Origin of the sequence: Enterobacter sp. SM3 (assembly GCF_009811935.2) — a bacterium.
Lineage (GTDB): Bacteria > Pseudomonadota > Gammaproteobacteria > Enterobacterales > Enterobacteriaceae > Enterobacter > Enterobacter asburiae_D.
The window spans coordinates 2,528,720-2,555,680 of sequence record NZ_CP099971.1 but is presented as its reverse complement, the minus strand read 5'-3'; the positions used below and the strand labels follow the sequence as shown (position 1 = coordinate 2,555,680).

At 56.4% G+C, this 26,961-nt stretch carries 24 protein-coding genes; 11 read left to right on the top strand and 13 right to left on the bottom strand.

Features of this window, described 5'->3' with window-relative positions; all coding sequences use genetic code 11:
* Window positions 1–2 precede the first annotated feature (2 nt).
* From citX to GVO84_RS12010, 5 genes are all read left to right on the top strand, one after another.
* Window positions 3–542, top strand: a complete 540-nt coding sequence (gene citX, locus GVO84_RS12030; protein WP_159514266.1) for a citrate lyase holo-[acyl-carrier protein] synthase — start codon at window positions 3–5, stop codon at window positions 540–542.
* Complete coding sequence (gene citG / locus GVO84_RS12025) at window positions 517–1,392, top strand: triphosphoribosyl-dephospho-CoA synthase CitG (RefSeq protein WP_159514265.1); 876 nt, start codon at window positions 517–519, stop codon at window positions 1,390–1,392. Before citX ends, citG begins: the two co-directional genes overlap by 26 nt.
* A 27-nt stretch (window positions 1,393–1,419) precedes the next feature.
* On the top strand, window positions 1,420–1,968 hold the full coding sequence (locus GVO84_RS12020) for an RBBP9/YdeN family alpha/beta hydrolase (protein ID WP_159514264.1): 549 nt from the start codon (window positions 1,420–1,422) through the stop codon (window positions 1,966–1,968).
* A 17-nt stretch (window positions 1,969–1,985) separates the two neighbouring features.
* Window positions 1,986–4,586 (top strand): bifunctional aconitate hydratase 2/2-methylisocitrate dehydratase, encoded by a 2,601-nt coding sequence (acnB, locus tag GVO84_RS12015; RefSeq protein WP_159514263.1) that lies wholly within the window; start codon window positions 1,986–1,988, stop codon window positions 4,584–4,586.
* Window positions 4,587–4,676: 90 nt separating this feature from the next.
* Window positions 4,677–6,116 (top strand): anion permease, encoded by a 1,440-nt coding sequence (locus GVO84_RS12010; protein ID WP_159514262.1) that lies wholly within the window; start codon window positions 4,677–4,679, stop codon window positions 6,114–6,116.
* Between the two features lie 60 nt (window positions 6,117–6,176).
* Here the strand turns inward: GVO84_RS12010 and GVO84_RS12005 are convergent, their stop codons facing one another.
* Window positions 6,177–6,767: a TetR family transcriptional regulator gene (locus GVO84_RS12005; RefSeq protein WP_159514261.1), complete on the bottom strand. Its 591-nt coding sequence runs from the start codon at window positions 6,765–6,767 to the stop codon at window positions 6,177–6,179.
* A 116-nt stretch (window positions 6,768–6,883) separates the two neighbouring features.
* Here GVO84_RS12005 and GVO84_RS12000 point away from each other — a divergent pair, with 116 nt between their 5' ends.
* Both GVO84_RS12000 and GVO84_RS11995 read left to right on the top strand, forming a co-directional pair.
* Window positions 6,884–8,371 carry an MFS transporter gene (locus GVO84_RS12000; RefSeq protein WP_159514260.1) on the top strand — a complete coding sequence of 496 codons (1,488 nt, stop codon included), beginning with the start codon at window positions 6,884–6,886 and terminating at the stop codon, window positions 8,369–8,371.
* 77 nt (window positions 8,372–8,448) lie between these two features.
* Complete coding sequence (locus tag GVO84_RS11995; protein ID WP_159514259.1) at window positions 8,449–10,332, top strand: potassium transporter Kup; 1,884 nt, start codon at window positions 8,449–8,451, stop codon at window positions 10,330–10,332.
* A gap of 39 nt (window positions 10,333–10,371) precedes the next feature.
* Here GVO84_RS11995 and GVO84_RS11990 read toward each other — a convergent pair whose 3' ends face one another.
* The 7 genes from GVO84_RS11990 to GVO84_RS11960 are packed head-to-tail and all read right to left on the bottom strand — an operon-like array spanning window position 10,372 to window position 16,823.
* Complete coding sequence (locus GVO84_RS11990; RefSeq protein WP_159514258.1) at window positions 10,372–11,598, bottom strand: Zn-dependent hydrolase; 1,227 nt, start codon at window positions 11,596–11,598, stop codon at window positions 10,372–10,374.
* Window positions 11,595–12,077: an L-2-amino-thiazoline-4-carboxylic acid hydrolase gene (locus GVO84_RS11985; RefSeq protein WP_159514257.1), complete on the bottom strand. Its 483-nt coding sequence runs from the start codon at window positions 12,075–12,077 to the stop codon at window positions 11,595–11,597. Before GVO84_RS11985 ends, GVO84_RS11990 begins: the two co-directional genes overlap by 4 nt.
* A gap of 18 nt (window positions 12,078–12,095) precedes the next feature.
* Window positions 12,096–13,253: a branched-chain amino acid ABC transporter substrate-binding protein gene (locus tag GVO84_RS11980; protein ID WP_159514256.1), complete on the bottom strand. Its 1,158-nt coding sequence runs from the start codon at window positions 13,251–13,253 to the stop codon at window positions 12,096–12,098.
* A gap of 28 nt (window positions 13,254–13,281) precedes the next feature.
* On the bottom strand, window positions 13,282–14,001 hold the full coding sequence (locus GVO84_RS11975) for an ABC transporter ATP-binding protein (RefSeq protein WP_159514255.1): 720 nt from the start codon (window positions 13,999–14,001) through the stop codon (window positions 13,282–13,284).
* On the bottom strand, window positions 13,994–14,761 hold the full coding sequence (locus GVO84_RS11970) for an ABC transporter ATP-binding protein (protein WP_121423824.1): 768 nt from the start codon (window positions 14,759–14,761) through the stop codon (window positions 13,994–13,996). The genes GVO84_RS11975 and GVO84_RS11970 overlap by 8 nt, the downstream gene beginning before the upstream one ends.
* Window positions 14,758–15,864 carry a branched-chain amino acid ABC transporter permease gene (locus GVO84_RS11965; protein ID WP_159514254.1) on the bottom strand — a complete coding sequence of 369 codons (1,107 nt, stop codon included), beginning with the start codon at window positions 15,862–15,864 and terminating at the stop codon, window positions 14,758–14,760. The genes GVO84_RS11970 and GVO84_RS11965 overlap by 4 nt, the downstream gene beginning before the upstream one ends.
* A gap of 8 nt (window positions 15,865–15,872) precedes the next feature.
* Window positions 15,873–16,823: a branched-chain amino acid ABC transporter permease gene (locus GVO84_RS11960; RefSeq protein ID WP_159514253.1), complete on the bottom strand. Its 951-nt coding sequence runs from the start codon at window positions 16,821–16,823 to the stop codon at window positions 15,873–15,875.
* A 170-nt stretch (window positions 16,824–16,993) separates the two neighbouring features.
* On the opposite strand from GVO84_RS11960, the gene GVO84_RS11955 reads away from it, so the two are divergent.
* A complete protein-coding gene (locus GVO84_RS11955) occupies window positions 16,994–17,938 on the top strand; it encodes a LysR substrate-binding domain-containing protein (RefSeq protein ID WP_159514252.1) in 945 nt (314 codons plus the stop codon).
* A 55-nt stretch (window positions 17,939–17,993) separates the two neighbouring features.
* Here GVO84_RS11955 and GVO84_RS11950 read toward each other — a convergent pair whose 3' ends face one another.
* Window positions 17,994–19,103, bottom strand: coding sequence for a porin OmpC (locus GVO84_RS11950; RefSeq protein WP_033145646.1), 1,110 nt, complete (start codon window positions 19,101–19,103; stop codon window positions 17,994–17,996).
* Between the two features lie 630 nt (window positions 19,104–19,733).
* The gene (gene yddG, locus GVO84_RS11945; protein ID WP_159514251.1) at window positions 19,734–20,612 is read right to left on the bottom strand and encodes an aromatic amino acid DMT transporter YddG; all 879 of its coding nucleotides are present in this window, start codon (window positions 20,610–20,612) and stop codon (window positions 19,734–19,736) included.
* Window positions 20,613–20,833: 221 nt separating this feature from the next.
* Here yddG and fdnG point away from each other — a divergent pair, with 221 nt between their 5' ends.
* Genes fdnG through fdnI form a run of 3 tightly spaced genes read left to right on the top strand, consistent with a single transcriptional unit; the run spans window position 20,834 to window position 25,426 of the window.
* On the top strand, window positions 20,834–23,881 hold the full coding sequence (fdnG, locus tag GVO84_RS11940; RefSeq protein WP_159514250.1) for a formate dehydrogenase-N subunit alpha: 3,048 nt from the start codon (window positions 20,834–20,836) through the stop codon (window positions 23,879–23,881).
* Window positions 23,882–23,892: 11 nt separating this feature from the next.
* Window positions 23,893–24,777 (top strand): formate dehydrogenase subunit beta, encoded by an 885-nt coding sequence (gene fdxH / locus GVO84_RS11935; RefSeq protein WP_159514249.1) that lies wholly within the window; start codon window positions 23,893–23,895, stop codon window positions 24,775–24,777.
* Window positions 24,770–25,426 (top strand): formate dehydrogenase-N subunit gamma, encoded by a 657-nt coding sequence (fdnI, locus tag GVO84_RS11930; protein ID WP_063437952.1) that lies wholly within the window; start codon window positions 24,770–24,772, stop codon window positions 25,424–25,426. Before fdxH ends, fdnI begins: the two co-directional genes overlap by 8 nt.
* A gap of 59 nt (window positions 25,427–25,485) precedes the next feature.
* Here fdnI and GVO84_RS11925 read toward each other — a convergent pair whose 3' ends face one another.
* From GVO84_RS11925 to ppk2, 3 genes are all read right to left on the bottom strand, one after another.
* Entirely contained in the window at window positions 25,486–25,809 is a 324-nt protein-coding gene (locus GVO84_RS11925; protein WP_159514248.1) for a CcdB family protein, read from the bottom strand.
* On the bottom strand, window positions 25,809–26,000 hold the full coding sequence (locus GVO84_RS11920; protein ID WP_159514247.1) for a type II toxin-antitoxin system CcdA family antitoxin: 192 nt from the start codon (window positions 25,998–26,000) through the stop codon (window positions 25,809–25,811). The genes GVO84_RS11925 and GVO84_RS11920 overlap by 1 nt, the downstream gene beginning before the upstream one ends.
* Window positions 26,001–26,099: 99 nt before the next feature.
* Window positions 26,100–26,918, bottom strand: a complete 819-nt coding sequence (gene ppk2 / locus GVO84_RS11915; RefSeq protein WP_159514246.1) for a polyphosphate kinase 2 — start codon at window positions 26,916–26,918, stop codon at window positions 26,100–26,102.
* Window positions 26,919–26,961 lie beyond the last annotated feature (43 nt).

Genomic DNA, 26,961 nt, shown 5'->3' with positions numbered 1-26,961 from the left:
TCATGACGGATAAAGCCTCGAACGCGAAAGTCTCTCTGGAACAGGTGTTGAGCGCCAGAGAGCAGCGAGCCCGTCGCCAGCAGGCGTGGCTGTTTCAGTCGGAGCATACGGTTGTGTCCGTCACGCTGGTCTGGCCGGGGGAGGTGAAGGATACCGACCTGGCCAGACGGGTGATGGCCGCCGCGAATCAGGCGCTCGGCGAGGTATTCCGCACCCATCAGTGGACGGTCTGCCGGCATCAGATCCTGCAGCCAGCCACCGGCCCCGAAGCGCTCTGGTCGGTGTCGGCTCCCGCGTGGATGATAAAACACGTCACGGCGCATCTGGAGGATAACCATCCTCTGGGGCGCCTGTGGGACATCGACGTGTTTTGTCCGAAGACGGGGCTGCTGAAAAGAAACGCCATCCAGCAGCCGATGCGCAGATGCTTTATCTGTCATGAACCGGCCCACGTTTGCTCGCGCGCGCGGCGTCATTCGCAGGCCGAACTCGCGCGCGTAATCGAGGATTTAACCGATGACTACTTCGCTTGCCAGATGTAATGCGCCAGACGTTCAGCGCACCTTCGCTGAGCTGGCTGCCGAGGCCATGTATCGGGAAATTCGCTTAACCCCGAAGCCGGGTCTGGTGGATCGCGTAAACAGCGGGGCGCATAGGGACATGGATTTTGCGCTGTTCATGACCAGCATCGCGGCGATTGCGCCCTGGTTCTCAACCTTCTTTAACGTTGGCAGAGAGACGGCTCGTCTTGCTGGTCCGCAAACGCTGCGGGCCATAAGACCGACCGGCCTGGCCTGCGAGCAGGCGATGTTTAGCGCCACCGGCGGGGTGAATACCCATAAAGGCGGGATCTTCTCGCTGGGGCTGCTGTGCGCTGCGGCGGGACGTCTGACGCAAAGGGATGAAGCGCTCACGCAGCGCAGTTTATGCGATGAGACCCGCATTATCTGTACCGGCATCGTTGAGCAGGAGCTAAAAACCACCGGCATCGCCAGAACGAAGGGCGAGCAGCAGTTCCAGGCATTCGGCTTTACCGGGGCGAGAGGGGAAGCGGCCAGCGGTTTTATGACCGTCCGCCTGGCGGGTCTCCCGCACCTGCACAACGCGTTAGGTCAGGGCGAATCCGAAGACGTGGCGCTCTTAAGGATGCTGTTGGGTTTGATGGCCGCGAATCCGGATACCAATCTGGTTTCCCGTGGGGGAATAGAAGGGCTGAACTACGCCAGACGCTATGCGAGGCGGTTATTAAAAATAAGACGTCTCCCGGCGGATAAATTGGTTAACGCGCTGCTCAGAATGGACGCGGAATTTATCAAACGCAATTTAAGCCCCGGCGGTAGCGCCGATCTTATTTCCGTTGGCTGGATATTGTCGCAGTTTCCACCCGAATAATCGCGAATAGCGTAACAGGAAAACGTCATGATTGAACAACGCCTGCAGCAGCTCAGTAAGGTTTACACCCTTGTTCTGGTCCCGGGTCTCAGAGACAGCGATGAACATCACTGGCAAAGCTGCTGGGGGCGGCGTTTTCCCTTCTGGAAACGGATCCAGCAGAAAAACTGGTTAGAGCCCGATATCGAAAACTGGGTCTCGGCCATTACCCGCGAGCTGGCAGTGTGCCCGCTGCCCGCCATCCTCGTCGGCCACAGTTTTGGCGCGCTGGCGTCATGTCGGCTGCTGCAAACGCGGCGGGTAAACGTAGCCGGGGTGGTGATGGTCGCACCGGCAGAGCCTGCTTTTTTTGGACTTGAAGAGGCCATTCAGCCAACGCCATTACCCGTCCCCTGCATCATATTTGCCAGCCGAAACGATCCTCTGATGCCTTTTGCGCGCGCTCACTATTGGGCCACGTGCTGGCGCGGCCATGTCGTCGATGTCGGTGAGGCTGGACATATTAATTCTGAGTCCGGTTTTGGCGAATGGCCATACGGGCTCGAACGATTAACCGAATTTTGCGAACAACTTTAGCTTTAACAGGAGAACCTATGTTAGATGATTATCATCAGCACCAGAAAGCGCGCGCTGAATCGGGTATTCCCGCGAAACCGTTAACGGCGGAACAAACCGAAGCACTTATTCATCGTTTAATAAATGATGCGTCCACACATCATCCACAATTATTGGCTTTATTAACCCACAGCGTTCCGCCGGGGGTAGATCCTGCGGCAAAGCTAAAAGCCGATTTTTTATTTAAGGTGGCGTTGCAGGAATACCGTGTTAACGGGCTTTCTTCCGACGCGGCTACAACGCTGCTGGGGTCCATGCAGGGCGGCTATAACGTCCAGCCGCTGATTGAGCTTCTTGACCATCCGAACCTCGCGCCGCTGGCCGCCGAGCAGCTTTCTTCTACCATCCTGATCTTTGAAAAATTCAGCCAGGTGGAAGCCAAAGCGAAGAGCGGCAACGTCCGGGCAAAAGAGGTGCTTCAGTCCTGGGCAAATGCCGAATGGTTCACGCGCCGTCCGGCCGTGCCTGAAAAAATTACCCTGAAGGTGTTTAAGGTTCCCGGTGAGACCAATACCGACGATTTGTCTCCGGCACCGGAGGCGTGGTCACGTCCTGATATTCCGCTGCACGCGCTCTCAATGCTCAGTAACGTCAGGGAAGGGGTAACGCCTGATGAACCCGGCGCACGCGGCCCTTTGCGCCAGCTGGCAGAACTGAAAGCGTCGGGCTGGCCGCTGGCGTACGTCGGTGATGTCGTGGGGACCGGATCCTCACGTAAATCCGCCACCAACTCCATCCTGTGGCACATCGGGAACGATATTCCGTACGTGCCGAATAAACGTAACGGCGGGTTTGTGTTTGGCGGTAAAATCGCCCCCATTTTCTTCAACACCCTGGAAGATTCCGGCGCGCTGCCGGTAGAGATGGATGTCTCCGCGCTGACGACCGGGATGCTGATCGATCTTTACCCGTACAAGGGCGAAATTCGTGAGACAGAAAGCCAGCGGCTGGTGACGACCTTTACCCTTAAAACCGAAGTGCTGCTGGACGAAGTGCGCGCCGGCGGGCGGATCCCGTTGATTATCGGACGCAGCCTGACGGCGAAAGCGCGGGAATCGCTGAAGCTTGAGCCTTCAGCGGTATTCCGCACGCCCGCATCACCTGCGCCATCCGCAACCGGCTTTACGCTGGCGCAGAAAATGGTGGGTAAAGCCTGCGGCGTGGCGGGGATCCGCCCTGGGCAGTATTGCGAGCCGAAGATCGCTACCGTCGGCTCTCAGGACACCACCGGCGGGATGACGCGCGACGAGCTGACCGACCTTGCCTGCCTCACGTTTTCAGCCGACCTGGTGATGCAGTCTTTCTGCCACACCTCTGCGTACCCTAAGCCGGTAGATGTCCAGCTGCATGAAACCCTGCCGCAGTTCATCACCCGCCGCAATGGGGTGGCGCTTAAGCCGGGCGACGGCATCATCCACTCCTGGCTTAACCGCATGCTGCTGCCGGATACGGTAGGCACGGGTGCCGACTCCCATACCCGCTTTCCGCTGGGTATCTCCTTCCCGGGCGGCTCTGGGCTGGTGGCGTTTGCCGCCGCAACCGGCATCATGCCGCTGGATATGCCTGAATCGGTGCTGGTGCGCTTTACGGGCGAGATGCAGAAAGGGATCACCCTGCGCGACCTGGTGCATGCCATTCCGCTCTACGCCAAAAAGCAGGGGCTGCTGACGGTCGAGAAAAAGAATAAGCGCAACGTTTTCTCGGGCCGGATCCTCGAAATTGAAGGCCTGGAAGCATTAAGCGCAGAGCAGGCGTTTGAGCTGGCTGACGCCTCCGCCGAACGGTCCGCCGCCGCGTGCGTTATGCGCCTGGCGGAAGAGAATGTCGCGCAATATCTGCGCTCCAACGCGGCTCTTCTGCGTTGGATGGTTAAGCAGGGGTATCAGAACGCCGCCACGCTTGAACGACGCATTGCTGAAATCGAGGCGTGGCTGGCTAACCCGTCGCTGCTCCGCGCCGATCCTGACGCGGAATATGCGGCAGTGATTGAGATCGATCTCAATGAAATCACCGAGCCGGTGGTCTGTGCCCCGAACGATCCGGACGATGCCCGGCTACTTTCGGAGGTTGCCAGCACTCCTGTTGAAGAGGTGTTCATTGGCTCCTGCATGACAAACATCGGTCACTTCCGCGCTGCGGGTGAAATCATGGCTGGTGCCAGCGAAAACCAGGCGCGCCTGTGGCTCGCACCGCCGACAAAAATGGATGCCCAACAGCTCTCCCGCGAGGGCTATTTTAATCAGTTTATTAAAGCAGGGGCGAGAATCGAGCCCGCGGGCTGCTCCCTGTGCATGGGGAACCAGGCGAGGGTCCGTGAAGGGAGCAGCGTGGTATCAACGTCCACCCGAAATTTCCCGCATCGCCTGGGAACGAATGCGAAAGTATTCCTTGCCTCAGCTGAATTAAGCACCGTCGCGGCCATGCTCGGGAAAATGCCAACCGTTGAAGAATATTTTAGCTATACGGATAAACTTCACGACGCGCATGAAAATATCTATCGCTATCTCAGTTTTGATACTCTGACCGAATATCAGTCCAGGGAAGGTGATAATATCAATATTGCTAGCGTGTCACTGTAAGTTATTTATTTGATAAATGCATTTAATCGGTGGAGGCTTCTCTCAGGAGCGGTCTCCGCTATTCAGGGACCCTTTTCTCATGGGTGAGATATGCTTAATTCCAATGTTTTAAAAACAATCTTACTTGCCGTAATAATATTATTATCAATATTTATTCCTCCGCCTGATGGATTAACCAAAGAGGCGTGGATACTGGCAGGCATATATCTTTCCGCTATCGTTGGGTTGGTCATTAAACCGTATCCCGAACCCGTCATCATGCTGGTCGCGGTGGCATTAACCTGTTTTACCGTAACAAAATTCCCGGATTCTCCTGTCAAATCAATGGATGTCCTGAGCGGATACGCCTCGGGCACGACCTGGCTGGTGTTTAGCGCCTTTACGCTGAGCGCGGCGTTTGTCACTACGGGGCTTGGGAAACGGCTTGCCTACTGGTTCATCCTCAAGTTTGGCAGCACGACGCTGAGGCTGGGGTATGTGACCGCCTTGCTGGATTTGGTGCTGGCACCCGCCACGCCCTCAAATACCGCGCGGGCTGGCGGCGTGGTTTTTCCTATTATTAACAGCATCGCGACGGTATTAGGTTCAACGCCAAAAGAGACGCCGTGCAGGGCAGGTCGTTATTTAATGGTCAATGTCTATATGGTGACTAAAACGACCAGCTATATGTTTTTAACGGGTTTTGCCGGAAACGCGTTAGCGCTACAGCTAATTTCCGACATCTTCCATATTCATATTAGCTGGATCGGCTGGATGCTGGCAGGGGCCCCGCTGGGGTTATTGATGCTGTGTATCATTCCCTATATTTGCTACCGGGTTGCTTCCCCGGAAATTAAACATATTGATAATATCGCCATTGCGACCAACGGCCTGCAAAGCCTCGGGGCAATGAGCATCAAAGAGAAGGGGTTGGTGGTAATTTTTATCGCCGCGTTATTAGGCTGGATCTTCTCTCGTCACCTTGGGCTTAATGAATCCGCCGTCGCCATTATCGCGATGGGGGCAGCGCTGCTGTTTAATATTATCGGCTGGAGCGACGTACAAAAAAACAAAGGTGGCTGGAATACCCTGATGTGGTACGGGGGTATCATCGGTCTGAGTGCCACGCTGAGCAAGGAGGGATTTTTCCGCTGGCTGGCTGATTTCCTGTCAGCGCACCTCGATTTTCTCAGCGCGGGGAATATGACCATTGTTATTATCGTGTTTCTCAGCGTGCTGGTTCGCTATTTCTTTGCCTCAGGCGGGGCATACGTCGCGGCGATGGTGCCGGTCTTTGCCACCGTGGGGCTGGTCACCGGAACGGCACCCGTTCTGCTTGCTCTCGCCATTCTGTTTTCCAACTCCTATGGGGGTTGCATCACGCACTATGGCGGCGCAGCGGGGCCGATTATCTTCGCCGCCGGGTATAACGACATCAGGTCATGGTGGACCATCGGCACGCTCGTGGCGCTGTGCACGTTTTTAATCCACATGTTCCTCGGCATTCCCTGGTGGGGTTTCCTGATGCAGCACGGCATGCTGCAGTCTTAACAGACCGGGAGTAGACAAAAGGTAGGCCGGGTAAGGCGTAGCCGCCACCCGGCAACATCACTACCTGGACGGGGTATTAAACAACTCGAGCGTGATTAATGTATCAAGATGATTGTTAAACGCGGCTTCGTCCATTTCGGGCATGTTTAAGATATACATTCCGTCAAGCCCGCACACCAGACCAATCAAGCGCCAGGCAATATTTTCCGCCCGATCGCCCGGATTCAATTCTCCGGCCTCCGTTCCCGCTTTGATTAGCGCCACCGTTTCCTGATGCCACATCTCCATGGTCATCACATAGGCGGCCTTAATTTCAGCATCACGGCTGGCGAGGATCTGCGCTTCACGCCACAGGCGAATATAGGGCTCAAACCTGCCGTCATCGCTGCCGAGCATGCCATGAAGCTGTTCCCGCCATCCGGCCTGTTTACCCGCGACGTCCGCATCCAGCAGCTCGCGAATCAACCGTACGAACGCCAGCGATTTTAGCTCCCCGCCAGACGTAAAGTGATGATGCACCTGGCCGGTGGCGACCCCGGCCTCGGCGGCAATACGGCGTACCGTCATGGCCGCCAGTCCTTCAGCCAGCGCCACGCGCATGGCGGCCTGTAAGATGGCTTCCCGCCGTTCATCCTTGCTTAGATATCGCATGTTTACTCACTCTCAATGGGAATGAAACGAGTGTAACAAAAAGCTGGACATGCGTTCAACTTTACGTAGGATCGCATCCTGGACATGTGTCCATGTTTTAAAAGAAAAGGAAATTTATGTTTCGTCAGTGGTTAGCGTTAGTGATTATCGTGCTGGTGTATATCCCGGTGGCGATCGACGCGACGGTGCTGCACGTGGCGGCGCCGACATTGAGCATGACGCTGGGTGCCAGCGGCAATGAATTGCTGTGGATCATCGATATTTACTCGCTGGTGATGGCGGGAATGGTGCTGCCGATGGGCGCCCTGGGTGACCGCATTGGTTTTAAGCGATTGCTCATGATTGGCAGCACGCTGTTTGGCCTGTCGTCGCTGGCGGCAGCGTTTGCCCCGTCAGCAGGGTGGCTGATTGCGGCGCGCGCCTCGCTGGCAATTGGTGCGGCGATGATTATTCCGGCTACGCTGGCTGGGATCCGCACCCTGTTTATCGACGCGCGGGATCGTAATATTGCGCTCGGCGTCTGGGCAGCGGTGGGGTCCGGTGGGGCGGCGTTTGGTCCGCTGATTGGCGGTATGCTGCTTGAGCATTTTTACTGGGGATCGGTGTTTTTAATCAACGTGCCGATCGTGCTGGTGGTGGTTTCGCTGGCCGCGCGTTTTGTGCCTCCTCAGCAGGGACGCCCGGAGCAGCCGCTGAATATTAGCCATGCCATTATGCTGATTGTGGCGATTTTGCTGCTGGTCTACAGCGCGAAAACCGCGTTAAAAGGCGCCCTGTCACCGTGGGTAGTCGCGTCCGCGCTGGTGACCGGCTCGGTGCTGCTGTTTATCTTCGTGCGTATTCAGCTCCGCGCTCGCGTACCGATGATCGACATGCGTCTGTTCTGCCATCGCATCATTTTGAGCGGCGTGGTGATGGCGATGACGGCCATGATCGCGCTGGTGGGGTTTGAACTGCTGATGGCGCAAGAACTGCAGTTTGTTCATGGCTTTACGCCGTTTGAAGCGGGAATGTTCATGCTGCCGGTGATGGTCGCCAGCGGGTTTAGCGGCCCGATAGCGGGGGTCCTGGTGGGACGTCTCGGCCTGCGCCTTGTGGCGGCAGGTGGAATGGGGCTCAGCGCCGTCAGCTTTATCGGCCTGTCGATGCTCGATTTCAGCACGCAGCAGTGGCAGGCGTGGGGGCTGATGGTGCTGCTCGGCTTCAGTGCCGCCAGCGCGCTGCTGGCCTCGACCTCGGCAATTATGGCGGCCGCGCCGAAAGAGAAGGCCGCCGCCGCAGGGGCAATTGAAACCATGTCCTATGAACTGGGCGCCGGGCTGGGGATCGCCATCTTTGGTCTGCTGTTGACCCGCAGCTTCTCGGCGTCGATTGACCTGCCGCAAGGGCTTAATGCCTCGCTCGTCGATAAAGCCTCGTCATCCATTGGTGAGGCGATGAAGGTGGCGCAGGATCTGACCCCGACGCTGGCGGAGTCGGTGATTGAGGCGGCGAAAAGCGCGTTTATCACCTCGCACAGCGTGGCGCTGGGCAGCGCGGGCGGAATGCTGCTGCTGTTGGCAGTGGGGATCTGGTTCAGCCTGGCGAAGGTCAAGCCGCAGTAATACAGGGCGATCGGTTGGCGCGGGCCGGGCAGATGGGCTATGTTTTTTATAGGATTATCTGACTCTTGCTGGAAAATATGAGCCCTCGCCACAGCAGTGAACCGTCCCAACCGCTCTCCCGGTTAACCCTGCTTGCAGGGGGGGCGCTGGGCGTCGTTTTTGGTGATATCGGCACCAGCCCGCTCTATACCTTCCGCACGGTGCTGTCGCTCTCTGAGCATGATCCAACGCCCGGCGTCATACTGGGCCTGCTCTCGCTGATTACCTGGACACTCATCCTGGTGACATCCATAAAATATGCCGCCTTCGCCATGCGAATTGATAATCATGGCGAGGGGGGCATCATGGCCTTGATGTCGCTTCTGGTTGAGAAAGGCAAAGGCGGGCGCTGGGTTATTTTTGCCGCCCTGATTGGCGCAGCGCTGATTTACGGTGACGGCGCGATAACCCCGGCAATCTCCGTGCTTTCTGCTCTTGAAGGGCTGGAGATGGTGATCCCTGAGTCCCAGCCGTACATATTACCCCTGACGGTGGCAGTATTGCTGGCGCTGTTTCTTATCCAGCCTTTTGGTACCGCCCGCATAGGGAAAATATTTGGCCCTGTCATGGCGCTGTGGTTTTTGGCGATTGCTGCGCTGGGCGTGCGGGGGATCGTCCAATACCCCTCAGTACTGCTGGCCCTCAATCCTGCGTACGGCATCGCGTTTTTGTTCTCGAACGGATATACCAGTTTCCTGGTCCTGGGGGGCGTTTTTCTCTGCGTGACGGGTGCCGAGGCCCTGTATGCAGACATGGGGCACTTTGGTAAAAAGCCGATCTGGCTTGCCTGGTACGGTATCGTCTTTCCTTCGCTGCTGCTCAACTATGCTGGCCAGTCAGCGCTGATTCTGGCCGGTGCCGACAGCAAGCAAAACCTTTTCTACACGCTCTGTCCGCCTGTGCTCCAGGTTCCGCTCATCATTCTTGCCGCGCTGGCGACGATCATCGCCAGTCAGGCGATTATTACCGGCGCGTTTTCCATGACGCGCCAGGCCATTCAGCTTGGCTGGCTACCCCGATTACGCATCAAACAGACGGCGGCAGAAAGCTACGGTCAGATTTATATCGGGATCATAAACTGGCTGCTGATGGTGGTGACCATCGGGCTGGTGGTGTTCTTCAAATCCTCCGATAAGCTCGCCGCTGCGTACGGCATCGCCGTGTCGTTAACCATGCTGATGACCACGGGGCTGTTGTTTGTGGCGATGCGGGAAGTGTGGCGCTGGAGCCTGGCCAGCAGCGCGGTGATTGCCCTCTGTTTCCTGGTGATTGATGCCACCTTCTTGTTTGCCAATCTGATTAAGGTCCTGGAAGGCGGTTATATTCCGCTGCTGATGGCCGCAGCGATTTGTACGGTGATGCTGATCTGGCACCGCGGCGTTAAGGCGGTATCCGCATCGGTGGGCGAGAAGGGCGTCAGCGTGGATGCGTTCTTTGCCCAGCTTCAGCAAAAGACGGTGCCCAGGGTGGCGGGCGCCGCCGTCTTTTTGACCCGTACGCAGAACAATATCCCGCCGGTCATGCGCTGGCATGTCGCGCGAAACCGGGCGCTACAGCAGGACGTGTTGTCGCTTACCATTGATATTCTGAATGTGCCCTATGTGGGGGAAGAGCAACGTATCAGGGTAGAGCAGCGCGCGCCGGGCTACTGGCACGGCGTGGCGCAGTATGGCTTTATGGAACACCCGGACATCCCGCATTTGTTGCAGGGTGTCAGCGAGATTAACGCGCTTTTTGCCACGGACGACGCCACCTGGTATGTCGGGCATGAAACCATTGTGGCAGGCGAGGGTGAGGCAGGCATGGCGGCCTGGCAACGGCACATATTTGCTTTTATGAAGCGCAACTGCACGCACGTCATCAACCACTATCACCTTCCCAGCGATCGGGTTGTCGAAATCAGCCGACGCGTTGCCGTGTAGATTCTGGCGAAAGCAGAGCTCGTCTGCTTTCGCACCGTTCTATCTCTCAAGGGCCGCAGACAGGACGCTATGCAATAACACATTCGCCCCTTTCTCCGACCACTCTGGCAGGATCCTTTCCGCTTCGTTATGGCTGATGCCTTTCACGCAGGGGATAAAGATCATGCTGGCGGGCGCAATTTTGCTGACATAGCAGGCGTCGTGTCCCGCACCGGAAACCATCGGTTTCGACGAATAGCCCAGTTCCGCTACGGCCTTCTCCGTACGAGCCAGGCATTCGGCATCAAACGCGATGGGCGCATAGTCAAAAATGCGTTCAACGGCAGCCGCGACGCCGCGCAATTGCAGGCTTTCAGCCACCTTATGCAGCGCCGCTTCCATGGCTTCCAGCGCCTGCTGCGCCGGATGGCGAAACTCGACGCTGCATTCCACGCGAGACGGCACGACGTTGCGCGAGTTTGGCGTAACCTTCGCCATACCGATCGTCGCGCGTCCGTCCGGCGCATGCCGATAGCCAATCTCTTCCACCTTCAGCGCCAGCTCGGCAAAGGCGGTCAGCGCGTCGCGGCGGCTGTGCATCGGCGTCGTGCCCGCGTGGGCGGCGAATCCGTCCAGCGTCAGGGAAAACCAGCGCTGGCCCATTGCCGCGCGGACTAACCCGATATCGATGACCTCATCTTCCAGGATTGGGCCCTGTTCGATGTGCAGTTCGTAGCAGGCGTGAACGGGAAACGCACAGGCAGAGGCTTCACCCCGGTAGCCAATGCTCTCCAGCGCTTCGCCCACGGTGATGCCATCGTTATCCGTGCGGGCATGCGCGTACGCTTCGCTAAACTGTCCCGTCCAGACCCCTGAAGAGAGCATGGCCGGCGCAAAGCGCGCGCCTTCTTCGTTAGTCCAGTTCACCAGCACAACGTCACGCTCGGTCTTAACGTTATGATCGTTAAGGGTTCGCAGCAGCTCCAGCCCGGCCAGCACGCCGTAAACTCCGTCGTAGTTACCGCCCAGCGGCTGGGTATCCACATGTGAACCCGTCATGACCGGGGCAAGCTGCGGGTTTTTCCCCGGTCGACGGATAAACATATTGCCCATGCTGTCGACGTCGCAGGTGAAACCCGCGTCCAGCGCCCAGTCGCGCAGCAGGTTACGCGCAATACGATCTTCCTCGCTCAGTGCCAGACGGGTCACGCCACCGGCGGGCGTGCCGCCGATCTGCGCCATCATCTCAAGCGTTGACCACAGCCGTTCGGCGTTAACGCAGATCATGTCTTGTCCTTACTGCTGCGGTAGCGGAAATCACAGCACGAACCGCCCTGCATGATGGTGGTGGTGCGGGTCAGCTTCACGTCCGGCGCATAGCCAACGATAAATTTTTCATCGCGCGCGCAGGAGAGCAGATGACCGATCTCGCCCAGCCCCATTTCATGATACATCTCCGCGTAGCGGCAGCGGATCACGTTGTAGTTGTACTGCTGGTCGTCGGCGTCGATCACCTTCACGTCCAGGGCGTTATCTTTTTCCCACAGATACTGCAGGGCGATGAAACTCTTGACGTCCGCGCCGTTGGGTTCTTTGCTGGCAAACGCTCTGCCTGCGTCAATCGCGGCCTGCTCGATAGCCTCGCCAATGACCGCCTGGGCGCGGGTTTTCCCTATCTCGCGCACCAGGATTTCATAAATTGGCTTAATAATTTCTGCTTCAATTTTGCGGCGGGCGAGAATGCCCAGCTCGTTATTATCACTCATCACATTGCCCTCACTGCGTTACTTCGCTTTTGCGCCACCCAGCACGGTCTGCGGCTGCCATTTGCCATCGACAACTTTGTAAACGGTGAAAGACGGCGATTTCAGGTTACCTTCTTTATCAAACGCGATCTGTCCGGTGACGCCGGAGTAGCTAATGGCGCGCAGGGCGGGCAGATAGTCGGACGGCTCAACGGAGTCTGCTTTTTCCATCGCCGCAACCAGCACGCGGGTGGCGTCATAGGCGAACGGAGCGTGCAGTTCGATATGGGTGTGGTAGCGTGACTGGTACGCCTGTTCGAATGCTTTACCGCCCGGCATCTGCTCAACCGGCAGGCCTGGTTCGAGGGCGACAACGCCTTCGCCTTCTTTCTGCGCCAGCTGCAGGAACGTCTGACTGACAAATCCACCTGCGCCCATCAGGGTGGCGTTCATGCCCAGCTGTTTGATACGACGCGCCAGCGGTGCGGCCTGGCTGTCGACGCCGCCGAAGAAGATCAGATCGGCGTTTTTACTGCGAATAGCGGTCAGCACGGCGCTGAAGTCCACCGTTTTGTCATCAACGTACTGACGATCGACAATTTTCACGCCCTGCGCTTCAAGCGATTTAATAAACTGGTCCGCCAGTCCCTGACCAAAGGCGGTACGGTCGTCGATCACCGCAATGCGTTTGGCTTTCAGGGTATTGACCGCGTACTGACCGGCAAACTGACCGCCGTCGTCGTCATGGCCCATCACGCGGAAGCTGGTATCAAAACCCTGTTTGGTATAGGCGTGACCGGTCGCAACCGGTGCCACCTGGGCGATACCCGCATCGTGATAGACGCGTGCGGCAGGAATGCTGGTACCGGTGTTCCAGTGACCGACCACGCCCGCCACGCCGCTATCCACCAGACGCTGCGCAACAGCCACGGCGGTGCGCGGGTCGGACTGATCGTCTTCGGACTGCAGTTTGAAGGTCACCGCTTTGCCGCCGATGGTCGGGTGCTGCTTGTTAATGTCGTCAATGGCCAGCTGCGCGCCGTTCTCCAGATCTTTACCAATACGGGCGGACGGGCCGGTGAGCGGGCCTGCCAGACCGATAACCACGGTTTCACCGTCGGCTGCCCACGCGGCCGTCGAGGCAAAACTGCCGAGGAGGATAGCGGCGCTGAGCGCACTGATTTTTACTGTTTTCATTGTATTTCCCTGATGTTGGCTGGTGTTGTTAAACGGGCATTTCGCCCAAATAAATCTGTGCAATCTGATCGTCCTTGAGCAGCGCTTTCGATTCGCCATGATGAACAATGCTGCCGCTGTCCATCACCCACGCGCTGTCGGTGACTTCCAGCGCGAGACGGGCGTTTTGTTCGATGAGCAGCAGGGCAACGCCGCGCTCGCGCAGGCCGGCAATGACGGCAAAAATGTTTTCGACCATCTTCGGCGCAAGGCCCATAGAGGGTTCGTCGAGGATCAGCAGCCGCGGGCGGCTGAGCAGGGCGCGGTTAAGGGCCAGCAGCTGTTGTTCTCCGCCGGAAAGCAGGCCGGCGAGCTGATGCTGGCGTTCTCCCAGGCGCGGGAAGCGTTCGAAAATGGCATTCATCTCTTGCTTAACGGTGACAGTGTCACGCCTGAGCCAGGCGCCCATCTGCAGGTTTTCCAGCACCGTCATTCGGGAGAAGATCCCACGTCCTTCCGGGACCATGACCAACCCGTCGCGGAGCAGGGTTTCGGGCCTGTGCTTACGTACCGCTTTACCGTTGAACTCAATACTGCCGCTAAAGTTTTCCAGCCCGGTAATGGCGCGCACGGTGGAGCTTTTCCCCGCGCCGTTAGCGCCGATCAGCGTAGCCTGTTCGCCCTCGTGCAGGGTAAAAGAGACATCGCGTACGGCCTGAATGCCGCCGTAATGCACGTCCACACGTTCCACTTTCAGTAATTCAGACATGGGCGTTGCCTCCAAGCCAGGCGGCGATCACTGCCGGATCGCGGCGCACGCTCTCCGGCGTGCCGCTGGCGAGCGTTTTACCGTAATCAAGCACCGTCAGGCGATCGCAGATGCCCATCACCAGCTTGACGTCATGTTCAATCATCAGCAGGGTTTTGCCGTCGTCGCGCAGGCGGATAAGCAGCTCGCCGAGCGCCACTTTTTCCGCTGCGTTCATCCCGGCGGCGGGTTCGTCCAGCGCCAGCAGCAGCGGTTCCGTTGCCAGCGCGCGGGCAATCTCCAGACGGCGCTGGTGGCCATAGGCCAGATCGCAGGCGCGGTAGTGGGCAAACTTCGCAATGCCGGTGTACTCCAGCCAGTGCCAGGCCAGCTCCCGGGTCTGCGTCTCTTCCGCGCGAGCGCGTTTGTGGCGGCTCAGCGCGGCCCACAGGCCGTTACGGGTGCGCACGTGGCGACCCACCATCACGTTTTCCAGCACCGACATGTCGTTAAAGAGGCGCACGTTCTGAAAGGTGCGCGCAATCCCGGCGGCGGTGACTTTCTCAATGTGCTTTGGAAAATAGGGCTTGTCGGCAATTGAAAATTCACCGCTGTCCGCCGGGTAAAGCCCGGTGATCAGGTTAAAACAGGTGGTTTTTCCCGCCCCGTTAGGACCAATCAGGCCGTAAATCTCACCCTTGTTCACGGCGATCGAAACGTCATCCACGGCGGTAAGCCCGCCGAAGCGTTTGGACATGTTGCGTACGGTTAACAGACTCATGTATTCACCTCCTTGTGGCGTACCGGCCAGATCCCGGCAGGACGCACCAGCATGACCAGCACCAGCGCCAGGCCGTAGAACAGCTGACGCAGCACTTCCGGGTCAATCAGTACCGTACCGAACAGCGCCTGCTGAACCGGGGCTGCCTGACTGCGCAGCAGTTCCGGCAGGGCGGTAAGCAGTATCGCGCCGAGGATCACGCCCGGAATATGTCCCATACCGCCCAGCACCACCATCGCCAGCACGGCAATGGATTCCTGTAACGTGAAGGATTCCGGGGAGACAAAGCCCTGAAACGCGCCGAAGAGGGCACCCGCTACGCCGCCAAACGAGGCACCCATCGCAAAGGCCAGCAGCTTATAGTTACGCACGTTGATGCCCATCGCGCGGGCCACATCCTCATCTTCACGGATGGCGTGCCAGGCGCGACCAATACGGGAATGCTGCAGGCGCAGGCAGACAAAAATAATCGCCACAATCACCAGCATCAGCAGGTAGTACCACAGCCACAGGGCGGGCACTTTGAAACCAAACCAGTGGTATACGCCGCTGAACTTCAGGCCGAACAGATTCAGCGTATCCACCCCGGTAATGCCCTTTGCACCGTTGGTGATGTTTACCGGACGGTCGAGGTTGCGCATCAGGATGCGGATGATTTCGCCAAAGCCGAGGGTCACTATCGCCAGATAGTCGCCGCGCAGCTTCAGCGTAGGAGCACCCAGCAAAATACCGCAAACCGCAGCGACGAGCGCAGCCAGCGGAATAATCAGCAGATATGACGTGTGCAGCCCGTCCGGGAACCAGACGCCGAGGAGTGGAAACACCTCCAGCAGGTGTGGCGAGGCCATCAGTGCAGCGAGATAGGCGCCGACCGCGTAAAAGGCGATAAACCCCATATCCAGCAGGCCGGTATACCCCACCACAATATTGAGCCCCAGCGCCAGCATGATGTAGAGCAGGGCGAAGTCGATAACACGCACCCAGTAGTTGCCGCCAAGCTGGGTGGCCACCACGGGAGCAACCAGCAGCGCGAGGCAGAACAGGACCATGCCTGACCAGAATTTGCGCGGCACCGCCGGGGTTTGTAGTTGAAGAGTAGTCATCTTTTTCCTTACGCCCTGTGCGCCACGCGCTCGCCCAGCAGGCCTGCCGGACGGAAGACCAGCACCAGAATCAGGACCATGAAGGCAAAAACGTCCTGATAGTTGCTGCCAAAGACGCCGTGGGTCAGTTCCCCCAGATAACCTGCGCCCAGCGCTTCGATAATGCCGAGCAGGATCCCGCCAATCATTGCACCACGAATGTTACCAATGCCCCCCAGCACGGCGGCGGTAAAGGCTTTGATCCCGGGCAAAAAGCCCATTGAGAAGCTGGCGTTGCCGTAGTTGCTGGCCATCATGACGCCTGCCAGCGCGGCAAATACGCCGCCAATGGCGAACGTCAGGGTAATAATGGCATTGGGGTTAACCCCCATCAGCGTGGCAACGCGCGGGTTTTCCGCCACGGCGCGCATGCCGCGGCCCAGGCGGGTGTATTCCACCAGCATCCATAGCCCTGTCATCACCGCAAGCGCCAGCCCCACGGTAACAATGCCGGTGACGGTCACAATGGCAGGGGGATGCAGTTCGCTTCCTGACGTCACGGCGATCGGCTCCATGGGCAGGATCTGCGGGAACATCAGCGGGTTGCGCGTCCAGATAATCATCGCCACGGTTTGCAGCAGGACCGAGACGCCGATACCCGAGATAAGCGGCGCCAGGCGCGGGGCGTTGCGCAGTCGGCGGTAGGCAAAGCGCTCCACGGCCATTGCCAGCAGGGCGCAAACGGCCATGGCAATCGCCAGGGCAGCGCCAAGCTGCAACAGCAGCGGCATGTGCGGAAAGGTGGCGTTCAGGGCGTTAATGGCGGAAAGCGTGGTGAGCGCACCGACCATCAGAATATCGCCGTGAGCAAAGTTAATAATGCGCAAGATGCCATACACCATGGTATAGCCCAGCGCGATCAGCGCGTAAATGCTTCCCAGCATCACGCCGTTGATCAGTTGTTGTATGAGTGTATCCAACGTCTGTACCCGCAAAGTGCTGTTTCTGCGGCTACCATCCGATAAATGAATTAAATTGTAAAATACACATATATTATTTCTTATGATAAACCGGTATTTCTATATCTTAATGATTTACATAAAGATAATGTAATCACGCTCCTGGCTAAAAAGCCTAAAGAAATCAACATATGAATAAAACAGAACAATCGGTGGGTTTGTCCGCGTATGCAGACAGTCGCCTGGCAAACGATCCGCCGCTTCGGGCTGTCCGTGCCTTTGAGGCCATCGCCCGGCTGGGCAGCGTCACGCTGGCCGCGCAGGAGCTGGATATCTCACCGTCGGCGGTCAGTCATCAGCTCAAAGTGCTCGAAGGGTATCTGCAAATGCCGCTGACGGAGCGTCAGGGGCGCAGGCTGGTGCTGAGCCAGCACGGACGTGAATATTACCGTTCGATCCGTGCGGCGTTTAACGTCCTGCGCCAGGCAACGGAGCATCTGTCTGAGCAGGCGCAAACGCGTCAGGTCACCATCAGCCTGATCCCGCTTTTTGGCATGGGGTGGTTTATCCCGCGTCTGCCTGATTTTATGCGTGCCAACCCTCAGACCGAGATCAACGTTGTGTATGCCAACCATCGTAACTATCTGAGCGATGCTTCGGATATGTCGATTCGTTTTGGTAACGGTCAGTGGGCGGGCTACCAGAGCGAAAAGCTGATTTCCGGACAGATGGTGCCGGTATGCAGCCGCGCGTTTTTGCGCATTCATGGCCATATCGACACGCCTGAGCAACTGCTGCAAATGCCGCTGCTGCATGATGAGGAGCGCACCACGTGGCCGCAGTGGTTTTTGCAGCAGGGGGTAAAACGGCCACTCCGGCGCAGCGGCCCTCTGTTTGAAGACGGGCTGTTAACGCTGGCGGGCGTGCAGGCCGGGCTCGGCTGCGCGTTAATGCGCGAGCCGCTGATCGCACCTTATCTTGAGAGCGGCGAGCTGGTGAAAATATTTGATTTACCCATTGATGACGGGCGCGACTATCACCTCTGCGTTCGTTCAGATTCAGAGATGACCGAGGACGGTAAGCTGCTGCAAAACTGGCTGCGTCGGGCGGCGAGCGGTGAGTCGTCAACAGGGTAAAAGAGACAGATAAAAAAAAGCCAGCTTATTCAGCTGGCTTTTGAACAGACAAGGTTTAGAACTGGTAGGTCAGACCCAGTGCAACGATGTTGTCGGTACCGATGCCTGCCTGGCGAGTGAACTGGTTGTCGTCGAGCAGGTTGATTTTGTAATCCACGTAGGTGGACATATTTTTGTTAAAATAGTAGGTCGTGCCAACATCGATGTATTTAACCAGATCCTGGTCGCCAAAGTTCTCGATATCTTTACCTTTAGACTGCAGGTAAGCGATGGATGGGCGCAGGCCAAAGTCGAACTGATACTGAGCCACAACTTCGAAGTTTTGCGCCTTGTTTGCAAAACCGTAGATGTCGCTGCGGTTACCGTTAGAGGTACCGAAACGGGTTGCGTTATAGGTCTGAGAGTACTGCGCAGCAAGGTAAATGTTGTTTGCGTCGTATTTCACACCACCGCTGTACACTTCAGCGCGGTCGCCTTCACCGTATACGCCAGCAGCATTCTGGTCAGCGGTACGACGTGAAGAGGACATTGCGCCACCTACGCTGAAGCCTTCGCCCAGGTCGTAAGTCAGGGACGCGCCGTAGCCGTCACCGTTCTGGTTCAGCAGGCTGCGACCGCTGGTGTTTTCACCGCTTACGCTGCCGTTTTTGCCCTGGTACTGCAGAGCAAAGTTCAGGCCGTCAACCAGACCAAAGAAGTCCTGGTTACGGTAGGTCGCAACGCCGTTTGCACGAGACTGCAGGAAGTTGTCGGCACCGTAGGTGTCGCCGCCGAATTCTGGCAGAACGTCTGTCCATGAGGTCACGTCGTAAATCACGCCGTAGTTACGACCGTAATCAAAGGAGCCTGCTTCAGCAAACTTCAGACCGGCAAACGCCACACGGGTCCAGGACTGGTTGTCACCTTCGTCTTTGTTACCCTGAATCTGGTATTCCCACTGGCCGTAGCCGGACAGCTGATCGTTAACCTGGGTTTCACCCTTGAAGCCGATACGCATGTAGGTTTTATCGCCATCTGCGCCAGCGTCATCAGAGAAATAGTGCAGACCTGTTACTTTACCGTACAGATCCAGCTTGTTACCGTCTTTGTTGTAAATTTCGGCAGCGTTAACAACGCCTGCTGCCAGCATGGAAGTGACTGCCACTGCAACTAATTTAAGTTTCATCTTAAATGTTCCTTATAATTTTTTTCGGTATTTCCTGAACCACTGTGAACGATTTCTAAACGAGGCTGCTCGTCAATGGCATGCTATTTTTAAAAATCTCGTAGTCTTATTTCAATAATAAGTTTCAAATTATTAGAGATAATTTCAATTAGTGTGATCTCGATCGTGTGAAAAGTCGATTATTCAAACAAAGCGACCGAATTTTATACGATTGACAATTATGTTATCTGCGGGACTATTGTCATTGCTATAATTTCTACGAGGTTTAGTCTATTGAGTTAGATTTCGGTATTCCCGATGCATTGAGGGGGTGGGTATTAGTGTTTTGGCTTAATAACAGTGGGTTAGGGTAGTGTTGTGACGTATATTGCGAATGTTCCTGTGAATGTGTCAGAAGTGAATTATTTCACTTAGCGCTATCCATGGCGTTAATATTTATAGTTGACTAATTTCATTCTGTTGTCAGTTTGTGTCAGTTATCTTGTGGGTCATTTACAGAAGGCATCAAATATAAACCGAATTTAAACGGATGCCCTATTATTATGATAAATATTCTGAGGTGCGATCACATTTTAAATTTATGTTAATTATGTTGCCGGGCTGAAATTCCCCCGGCCGTTGGAGAAAACATTATTGTCTTGTTGCGTACCAGCAGAGCAACGACCCGGCGCAGACCATCAGCGCGCCCTGCCAGAACGAGAATGAGAGGGGGGAACTCAGCACTACGGCGGCAAGCGCGGCTGAGAGGACCGGGGTGAAATAGGATACGGCAGCCAGTACCGTGACGTTACCGTGAAGGATGCCAATATTCCATGCGGCGTATCCTAACCCAAGCGCGATACCGCACATGACGAGTTTCACCACCACCGGAAGCGTGAACACCATCTCGGGCTGATCGCTCAGGGCATATTTCACCCACAGGCTCAGCGCGGTCAGCAAAACAAACAGGGTGATGCCGTTTTGTCCTTTCGCAAATTTGCTGGTGACCGTGCAGTAGGCGGCCCAGATAAATGCCCCGGCAAACGCCAGCGCGTAGCTCAGCGGGCTCGAAACGATATTGCGGGTTATTTCATCAAGATGTAAACCCTGTTCACCGCCCAATACCCAGCAGACGCCCAGCAATGAGACGGCTAAGCCGGGGATCACCCACAGGGTTGATTTCTGTCCGTTGAACAAGATGGCAAACACAATGGTCAGGCTTGGCCAAAGATAATTGACCATGCCCACTTCAATAGCCTGCGAACGCGTTGCAGCATAGCCCAACGACAGCGCCAGGCATATTTCGTAGCTGACAAATAAAACGCTGCCGGCAATAAGATAGCGGGGTGAAAACCGCCTGATATCAGGAAATCCTACCGTCACCAGACACAGTAATCCGCTCAGCGTGTAGATCATCGCCGCACCGCCTACCGGGCCTAATCCCTCACTCACGCTGCGAATAAGGCCTACCATGGTGCTCCATAGCAGTATTGCCGCCAGCCCAATTAGCGTTGCTTTTTTTCTGTCCATTACTTCGCCATTGCAATAAAAATCAGAGGAAAAATGTATCGCATTCATCCTGACGCTGTCGCCCATTATTCTCTTAAACCGTTAATCAAAAAGGGGTATTTAAATATACCGGGGGTGACTATTAAGGGGGGGAAGACAGATGACCTTGATTTGACGCAAAAAAATCAGGGGAGTAACTGCTAGTTTGCGGCGCGAAGTCTTATTCGAAAACGAGGACAACAATGGACGTCAGCCGCAGACAATTTTTCAAAATCTGCGCGGGCGGTATGGCCGGAACAACGGCAGCCATGCTGGGATTTGCTCCCAAAATGGCGCTGGCTCAGGCACGCAACTATAAGCTGCTGCGCGCGAAAGAGATCCGTAACACCTGCACATACTGCTCCGTAGGTTGTGGGCTTTTGATGTATAGCCTGGGCGATGGCGCGAAGAACGCCAGAGAAGCGATTTACCATATTGAAGGGGATCCGGATCATCCGGTGAGCCGCGGGGCGCTTTGCCCGAAAGGGGCGGGGCTGCTGGACTATGTACACAGCGAAAATCGCCTGCGCTACCCGGAATACCGCGCGCCGGGTTCTGATAAATGGCAGCGAATCTCCTGGGATGAGGCCTTCTCCCGTATTGCCAAATTAATGAAAGCCGACCGCGACGCCAACTTTATTGAAAAGAACGCGCAGGGCGTAACGGTTAACCGCTGGCTTTCCACCGGGATGCTTTGCGCGTCTGCGGCGAGTAATGAAACCGGCATGCTGACGCAAAAATTTGTGCGCTCTCTTGGCATGCTGGCGGTAGACAACCAGGCGCGCGTCTGACACGGACCAACGGTAGCAAGTCTTGCTCCAACATTTGGTCGCGGTGCGATGACCAACCACTGGGTTGATATCAAAAACGCTAACGTCGTGGTGGTGATGGGCGGTAACGCCGCAGAAGCCCATCCGGTGGGATTCCGCTGGGCGATGGAGGCGAAAAATAACAACGATGCGACGCTTATCGTCGTCGATCCGCGCTTTACGCGCACGGCATCGGTGGCCGATATCTATGCGCCAATCCGCTCCGGCACGGACATTACGTTCCTGTCTGGGGTACTGCTGTACCTGATCGAAAACAACAAAATTAACGCGGAATACGTTAAGCACTACACCAACGCGAACCTGCTGGTGCGGGATGATTTTGCCTTCGATGACGGGCTGTTTAGCGGCTATGACGCTGAAAAACGCCAGTACGACAAGTCTTCCTGGAACTACCAGTTTGACGAAAACGGCTATGCGCTGCGTGATGAAACGCTAACGCACCCGCGCTGCGTGTGGAACCTGCTGAAGCAGCACGTTTCCCGCTACACGCCGGACGTGGTGGAAAACATCTGCGGCACGCCGAAAGCGGACTTCCTGAAGGTCTGTGAAGTGCTGGCCTCAACCAGTGCCGCAGACAGAACTACGACGTTCCTGTACGCGCTGGGCTGGACGCAGCATACCGTCGGCGCTCAGAACATCCGCACCATGGCGATGATCCAGCTGCTGCTCGGCAACATGGGCATGGCGGGGGGCGGCGTGAACGCGCTGCGCGGTCACTCCAATATTCAGGGGCTCACCGACCTTGGTCTGCTCTCAACCAGCCTGCCGGGCTACCTGACGCTGCCGTCTGAAAAGCAGGCCGATCTGCAAACGTATCTTGAGGCCAATACGCCAAAAGCGACGCTGCCGGATCAGGTGAACTACTGGAGCAACTATCCGAAGTTCTACGTCAGCCTGATGAAATCCTTCTACGGCGACGCGGCGCAGAAGGAAAACGACTGGGGCTTTGAGTGGTTGCCGAAGTGGGACCAGGCTTACGACGTCATCAAGTACTTCAACATGATGGATAAGGGCAACGTCACGGGCTATATCTGCCAGGGCTTCAACCCGGTGGCCTCCTTCCCGGACAAAAACAAAGTCGTTCGCAGCCTGAGCAAGCTGAAGTACATGGTGGTTATCGATCCGCTGGTGACCGAGACCTCCACCTTCTGGCAGAACCACGGGGAATCAAACGATGTCGATCCGGCGTCGATTCAGACCGAGGTGTTCCGCCTGCCGTCCACCTGCTTTGCAGAAGAAGACGGATCTATTGCCAACTCTGGCCGCTGGCTGCAGTGGCACTGGAAAGGCCAGGATGCCCCGGGCGAAGCGCGTAACGACGGTGAGATCCTTGCCGGGATTTACCATCGCCTGCGCGAAATGTACCGCACCGAAGGCGGCAAAGGCGCTGAGCCGCTGCTGAAGATGGGCTGGGACTACAAGCAGCCCGATCGTCCTGAGTCAGAGGAAGTCGCCAAAGAGAACAACGGCGTGGCGCTGGCGGATCTCTATGACGCTAACGGCAACCTGGTGGCGAAGAAAGGCCAGCTGCTGAACAGCTTCGCGCTGCTGCGCGACGACGGCACGACGGCGTCGTCCTGCTGGATCTACACCGGCAGTTGGACGGAGCAGGGTAACCAGATGGCGAACCGCGATAACGCCGATCCGTCCGGGCTGGGCAATACGCTGGGCTGGGCATGGGCGTGGCCGCTGAACCGTCGCGTGCTGTACAACCGCGCGTCTGCAGACGTGAACGGCAAGCCGTGGGATCCGAAGCGCATGCTGATCCAGTGGAACGGGGCGAAGTGGACGGGGAACGATATCCCGGACTACAACACCGCCGCGCCCGGCAGCAACACCGGGCCGTTTATCATGCAGCCGGAAGGGCTGGGACGCCTGTTTGCCCTCAACAAGCTGGCTGAAGGGCCGTTCCCGGAACACTACGAGCCGATGGAAACGCCGCTGGGCACCAACCCGCTGCATCCAAACGTGATCTCCAGCCCGGTGGTGCGCATCTACGAAGACGATGTCCTGCGCTTAGGCAAAAAGGACAAGTTCCCGTACGTAGGGACGACCTACCGCCTGACCGAACATTTCCATACCTGGACCAAGCACGCGCGGCTTAACGCTATCGCGCAGCCGGAACAGTTTGTGGAGATCAGCGAGACGCTGGCGAAGGCGAAAGGGATTGCCAACGGCGACCGCGTGAAGGTGAGCAGCAAGCGCGGCTTTATTCGCGCGGTGGCGGTGGTGACCCGTCGTTTGCAAAGTCTGAACGTGCACGGGCAGCAGGTGGAAACCGTCGGTATCCCGCTGCACTGGGGCTTTGAGGGTGTGGCGCAGAAAGGCTACATCGCCAATACCCTGACGCCAAACGTCGGCGATTCCAACTCGCAAACGCCGGAGTACAAGGCGTTTCTGGTCAACATCGAGAAAGCGTAAGGAGCGATTCAATGGCGATGGAAACACAAGACGTTATCAAACGCTCCGCGACTAACCCAATAACGCCCGCGCCCCGCGCGCGGGACTACAAGGCAGAGGTCGCCAAGCTTATCGACGTCTCCTCCTGCGTGGGCTGCAAGGCCTGCCAGGTGGCGTGCTCGGAGTGGAACGATATCCGCGACGAGGTGGGGCATTGCGTCGGGGTCTACGACAATCCGGCGGATCTGAGCGCCAAATCCTGGACGGTAATGCGCTTTAGCGAAACCGACCAGAACGGCAGGCTGGAGTGGCTCATCCGCAAAGACGGCTGCATGCACTGTGAAGATCCGGGCTGCCTGAAGGCGTGCCCGTCTGCCGGCGCGATTATTCAGTACGCCAACGGGATCGTCGACTTCCAGCAGGACAACTGTATCGGCTGCGGGTACTGCATCGCGGGCTGTCCGTTTAATATCCCCCGCCTCAATAAAGAGGATAACCGGGTATACAAATGCACCCTGTGCGTGGACCGCGTCAGCGTCGGGCAGGAGCCTGCCTGTGTGAAAACCTGTCCGACCGGGGCTATCCACTTCGGCACCAAAAAAGAGATGCTGGATGTGGCGCAGGCGCGCGTGGACAAGCTGAAAGCGCGCGGCTACCAGAATGCGGGCATTTACAACCCGCAGGGCGTGGGCGGTACGCACGTGATGTATGTGCTGCACCACAACGACCAGCCGGAGCTGTACCACAACCTGCCGAAGGATCCGGCGATCGATACGTCCATCAACCTGTGGAAAGGGGCGCTTAAACCGCTCTCCGCGGCGGGCTTTATCGCCACCTTTGCGGGGCTGATTTATCACTACATCGGTATCGGGCCAAACAAAGAGGTGGATGACGACGAGGAGGAGCATCATGAGTAAGTCGAAAATGATAGTGCGCACGAAGTTTGTTGACCGCGCCTGCCACTGGACGGTGGTGATCTGCTTCTTCCTGGTAGCGGTGTCGGGGATTTCGTTCTTCTTCCCGACGCTGCAGTGGCTGACCGAAACCTTCGGTACTCCGCAGATGGGTCGCATTCTGCACCCGTTCTTCGGCGTGCTGATTTTCGTGGTGCTGATGTTTATGTTCGTGCGCTTTGTCCACCATAATATCCCGGACAAGCAGGATATCCCGTGGGTGAAAGGGATCGTCGAAGTCCTGAAAGGCAACGAGCATAAGGTTGCGAAGGTGGGGAAATACAATGCCGGACAGAAGATGATGTTCTGGACCATCATGAGCATGATTTTTGTCCTGCTAGTGACCGGGGTGATTATCTGGCGTCCGTATTTTGCGCAGTATTTCCCAATTCAGGTGATTCGCTACGCGCTGTTGATCCACGCCACGTCGGCCATCATTCTGATCCACGCCATCCTCATACATATGTATATGGCGTTCTGGGTAAAAGGATCGATTAAAGGGATGATCGAAGGGAAGGTGAGCCGCCGCTGGGCGCAGAAACACCACCCGCGCTGGTATCGTGACGTGGAACGTCTGGAAGCGAAACAGGAAAGTACGGAAGGAATGAAGTGAGCCTTGCGCCGTCGGCTTTGCCCGGCGGCGCTGCGCTTGCCTACCTGGCAGGCCTTAAGTCATGTATTTGTCAATAAACGATCAATTGCCGCTATAACGTCATGACGTGCGTTACGTAAATTACAAACAAAGTCTTTAGGGTCGATTTTTTGATTATTAATATTCGTGATCATTGGCGAATAAATCAGAAACGTTTCAAAATCGATATTAACGATTGGAGCCAACTGGCTCTGCCATAACGGTAACTTATTATTTCTCGCGAGCGGTACGATTACGCGTGTGGCAAGATCGTCGTAGCAATCATCCTGAATAAGCATGTAGTAAGGAAGTCTGTCCCGAGTTGCCGCAGACGTATTACGATAAACATTAAATTGTCTCAGCATTAAAGCACCCTGAAAAAATCATCATCAGTAATCGTTCCATGTTTCTCTACAAACTCATTCATTGCCTGCATAAATGCACGATCTTCTTCGGAAGGCTGATGCCGTCTGGCAGAGCGTTGTTCTGCATGGCACAAGGGCTTACGCGATGTGATGTTCTGGCCCGGTTTTGTTTCTGCGGTATGTTTCATCATTAGCTCCTTTGTTGGTGCGGTTATTATCAACCGCAGCCAACAAAAAACAATACTGTACCCCCTGGTAATCTGCATTCTGCGAGGCGTATTCCAGTAATTTCAGAACCGCTCCTCCACATACCGGAACGGGTATTTTGTGGGTTTGACTTTACCAATTTTGCGTTTCGGTAAATCCACCTTGTCTACGTGTATTTCTTTATAGGGGATCTGCGAAAGCAGGTGCGAAATAATATTCAGGCGCACGCGTTTTTTATCTTCTGAACGGGCCACAAACCACGGCGCCCAGGCGGTATCGGTGGCTTCAAACATAGCGTCGCGCGCGAGGGTATACTGGTCCCACAGGTTAAAGGATTTAATATCCATCGGCGATAGCTTCCAGATTTTACGACCATCGTTAATACGGTCGCGCAGGCGGCGCTCCTGCTCTTTCGGCGTCACCTCCAGCCAGTACTTCAGCAGGATAATACCGGCATCCACCATCGCTTTTTCCATCACCGGCGTGCCGTCCAAAAATTTCTCCACCTGTTCCTCAGTGCAGAATCCCATCACCCGTTCCACGCCCGCGCGGTTGTACCAACTGCGATCGAATATCACGATCTCGCCTGCCGAAGGCAGGTGCGGCACATAGCGCTGGAAGTAGAGCTGGCTTTTTTCTTTATCAGTTGGGGCAGGCAGCGCAACAACGCGAAACACGCGGGGGCTGACGCGCTCGGTGATCGCTTTAATGGTACCGCCTTTACCGGCACCGTCGCGTCCTTCAAAGACGATGCACACCTTTAGTCCCCTGGCGACGACCCACTGCTGGAGCTTAACCAGTTCAACGTGCAGGCGACGTAGCTCTTGTTCATACTCTTTGGTCTTTAACGGAGCATTCTTTACGACATCGACAGCGACACTGGTTTTCTTTTTGTTTCCCATGATTGTCATCCTCAAGTTGTCCGGCGCGGGAAAAGCGAGGCCG

Excerpts from the sequence above, each read along its gene's own strand:
- GVO84_RS11925 (WP_159514248.1), bottom strand. The coding sequence starts at position 25,809 with ATGCTGAGACAATTTAATGTTTATCGTAATACGTCTGCGGCAACTCGG.
- GVO84_RS11965 (WP_159514254.1), bottom strand. The coding sequence starts at position 15,864 with ATGACTACTCTTCAACTACAAACCCCGGCGGTGCCGCGCAAATTCTGG.
- GVO84_RS11920 (WP_159514247.1), bottom strand. The coding sequence starts at position 26,000 with ATGATGAAACATACCGCAGAAACAAAACCGGGCCAGAACATCACATCG.
- GVO84_RS12020 (WP_159514264.1), top strand. The coding sequence starts at position 1,420 with ATGATTGAACAACGCCTGCAGCAGCTCAGTAAGGTTTACACCCTTGTT.
- GVO84_RS11970 (WP_121423824.1), bottom strand. The coding sequence starts at position 14,761 with ATGAGTCTGTTAACCGTACGCAACATGTCCAAACGCTTCGGCGGGCTT.
- fdnI (WP_063437952.1), top strand. The coding sequence starts at position 24,770 with ATGAGTAAGTCGAAAATGATAGTGCGCACGAAGTTTGTTGACCGCGCC.
- GVO84_RS12005 (WP_159514261.1), bottom strand. The coding sequence starts at position 6,767 with ATGCGATATCTAAGCAAGGATGAACGGCGGGAAGCCATCTTACAGGCC.
- GVO84_RS11975 (WP_159514255.1), bottom strand. The coding sequence starts at position 14,001 with ATGTCTGAATTACTGAAAGTGGAACGTGTGGACGTGCATTACGGCGGC.
- GVO84_RS11955 (WP_159514252.1), top strand. The coding sequence starts at position 16,994 with ATGAATAAAACAGAACAATCGGTGGGTTTGTCCGCGTATGCAGACAGT.
- citG (WP_159514265.1), top strand. The coding sequence starts at position 517 with ATGACTACTTCGCTTGCCAGATGTAATGCGCCAGACGTTCAGCGCACC.
- citX (WP_159514266.1), top strand. The coding sequence starts at position 3 with ATGACGGATAAAGCCTCGAACGCGAAAGTCTCTCTGGAACAGGTGTTG.
- fdxH (WP_159514249.1), top strand. The coding sequence starts at position 23,893 with ATGGCGATGGAAACACAAGACGTTATCAAACGCTCCGCGACTAACCCA.
- ppk2 (WP_159514246.1), bottom strand. The coding sequence starts at position 26,918 with ATGGGAAACAAAAAGAAAACCAGTGTCGCTGTCGATGTCGTAAAGAAT.
- GVO84_RS11995 (WP_159514259.1), top strand. The coding sequence starts at position 8,449 with ATGAGCCCTCGCCACAGCAGTGAACCGTCCCAACCGCTCTCCCGGTTA.
- GVO84_RS11980 (WP_159514256.1), bottom strand. The coding sequence starts at position 13,253 with ATGAAAACAGTAAAAATCAGTGCGCTCAGCGCCGCTATCCTCCTCGGC.
- acnB (WP_159514263.1), top strand. The coding sequence starts at position 1,986 with ATGTTAGATGATTATCATCAGCACCAGAAAGCGCGCGCTGAATCGGGT.
- yddG (WP_159514251.1), bottom strand. The coding sequence starts at position 20,612 with ATGGACAGAAAAAAAGCAACGCTAATTGGGCTGGCGGCAATACTGCTA.
- GVO84_RS12000 (WP_159514260.1), top strand. The coding sequence starts at position 6,884 with ATGTTTCGTCAGTGGTTAGCGTTAGTGATTATCGTGCTGGTGTATATC.
- GVO84_RS11985 (WP_159514257.1), bottom strand. The coding sequence starts at position 12,077 with ATGAGTGATAATAACGAGCTGGGCATTCTCGCCCGCCGCAAAATTGAA.
- GVO84_RS11950 (WP_033145646.1), bottom strand. The coding sequence starts at position 19,103 with ATGAAACTTAAATTAGTTGCAGTGGCAGTCACTTCCATGCTGGCAGCA.
- GVO84_RS12010 (WP_159514262.1), top strand. The coding sequence starts at position 4,677 with ATGCTTAATTCCAATGTTTTAAAAACAATCTTACTTGCCGTAATAATA.
- GVO84_RS11990 (WP_159514258.1), bottom strand. The coding sequence starts at position 11,598 with ATGATCTGCGTTAACGCCGAACGGCTGTGGTCAACGCTTGAGATGATG.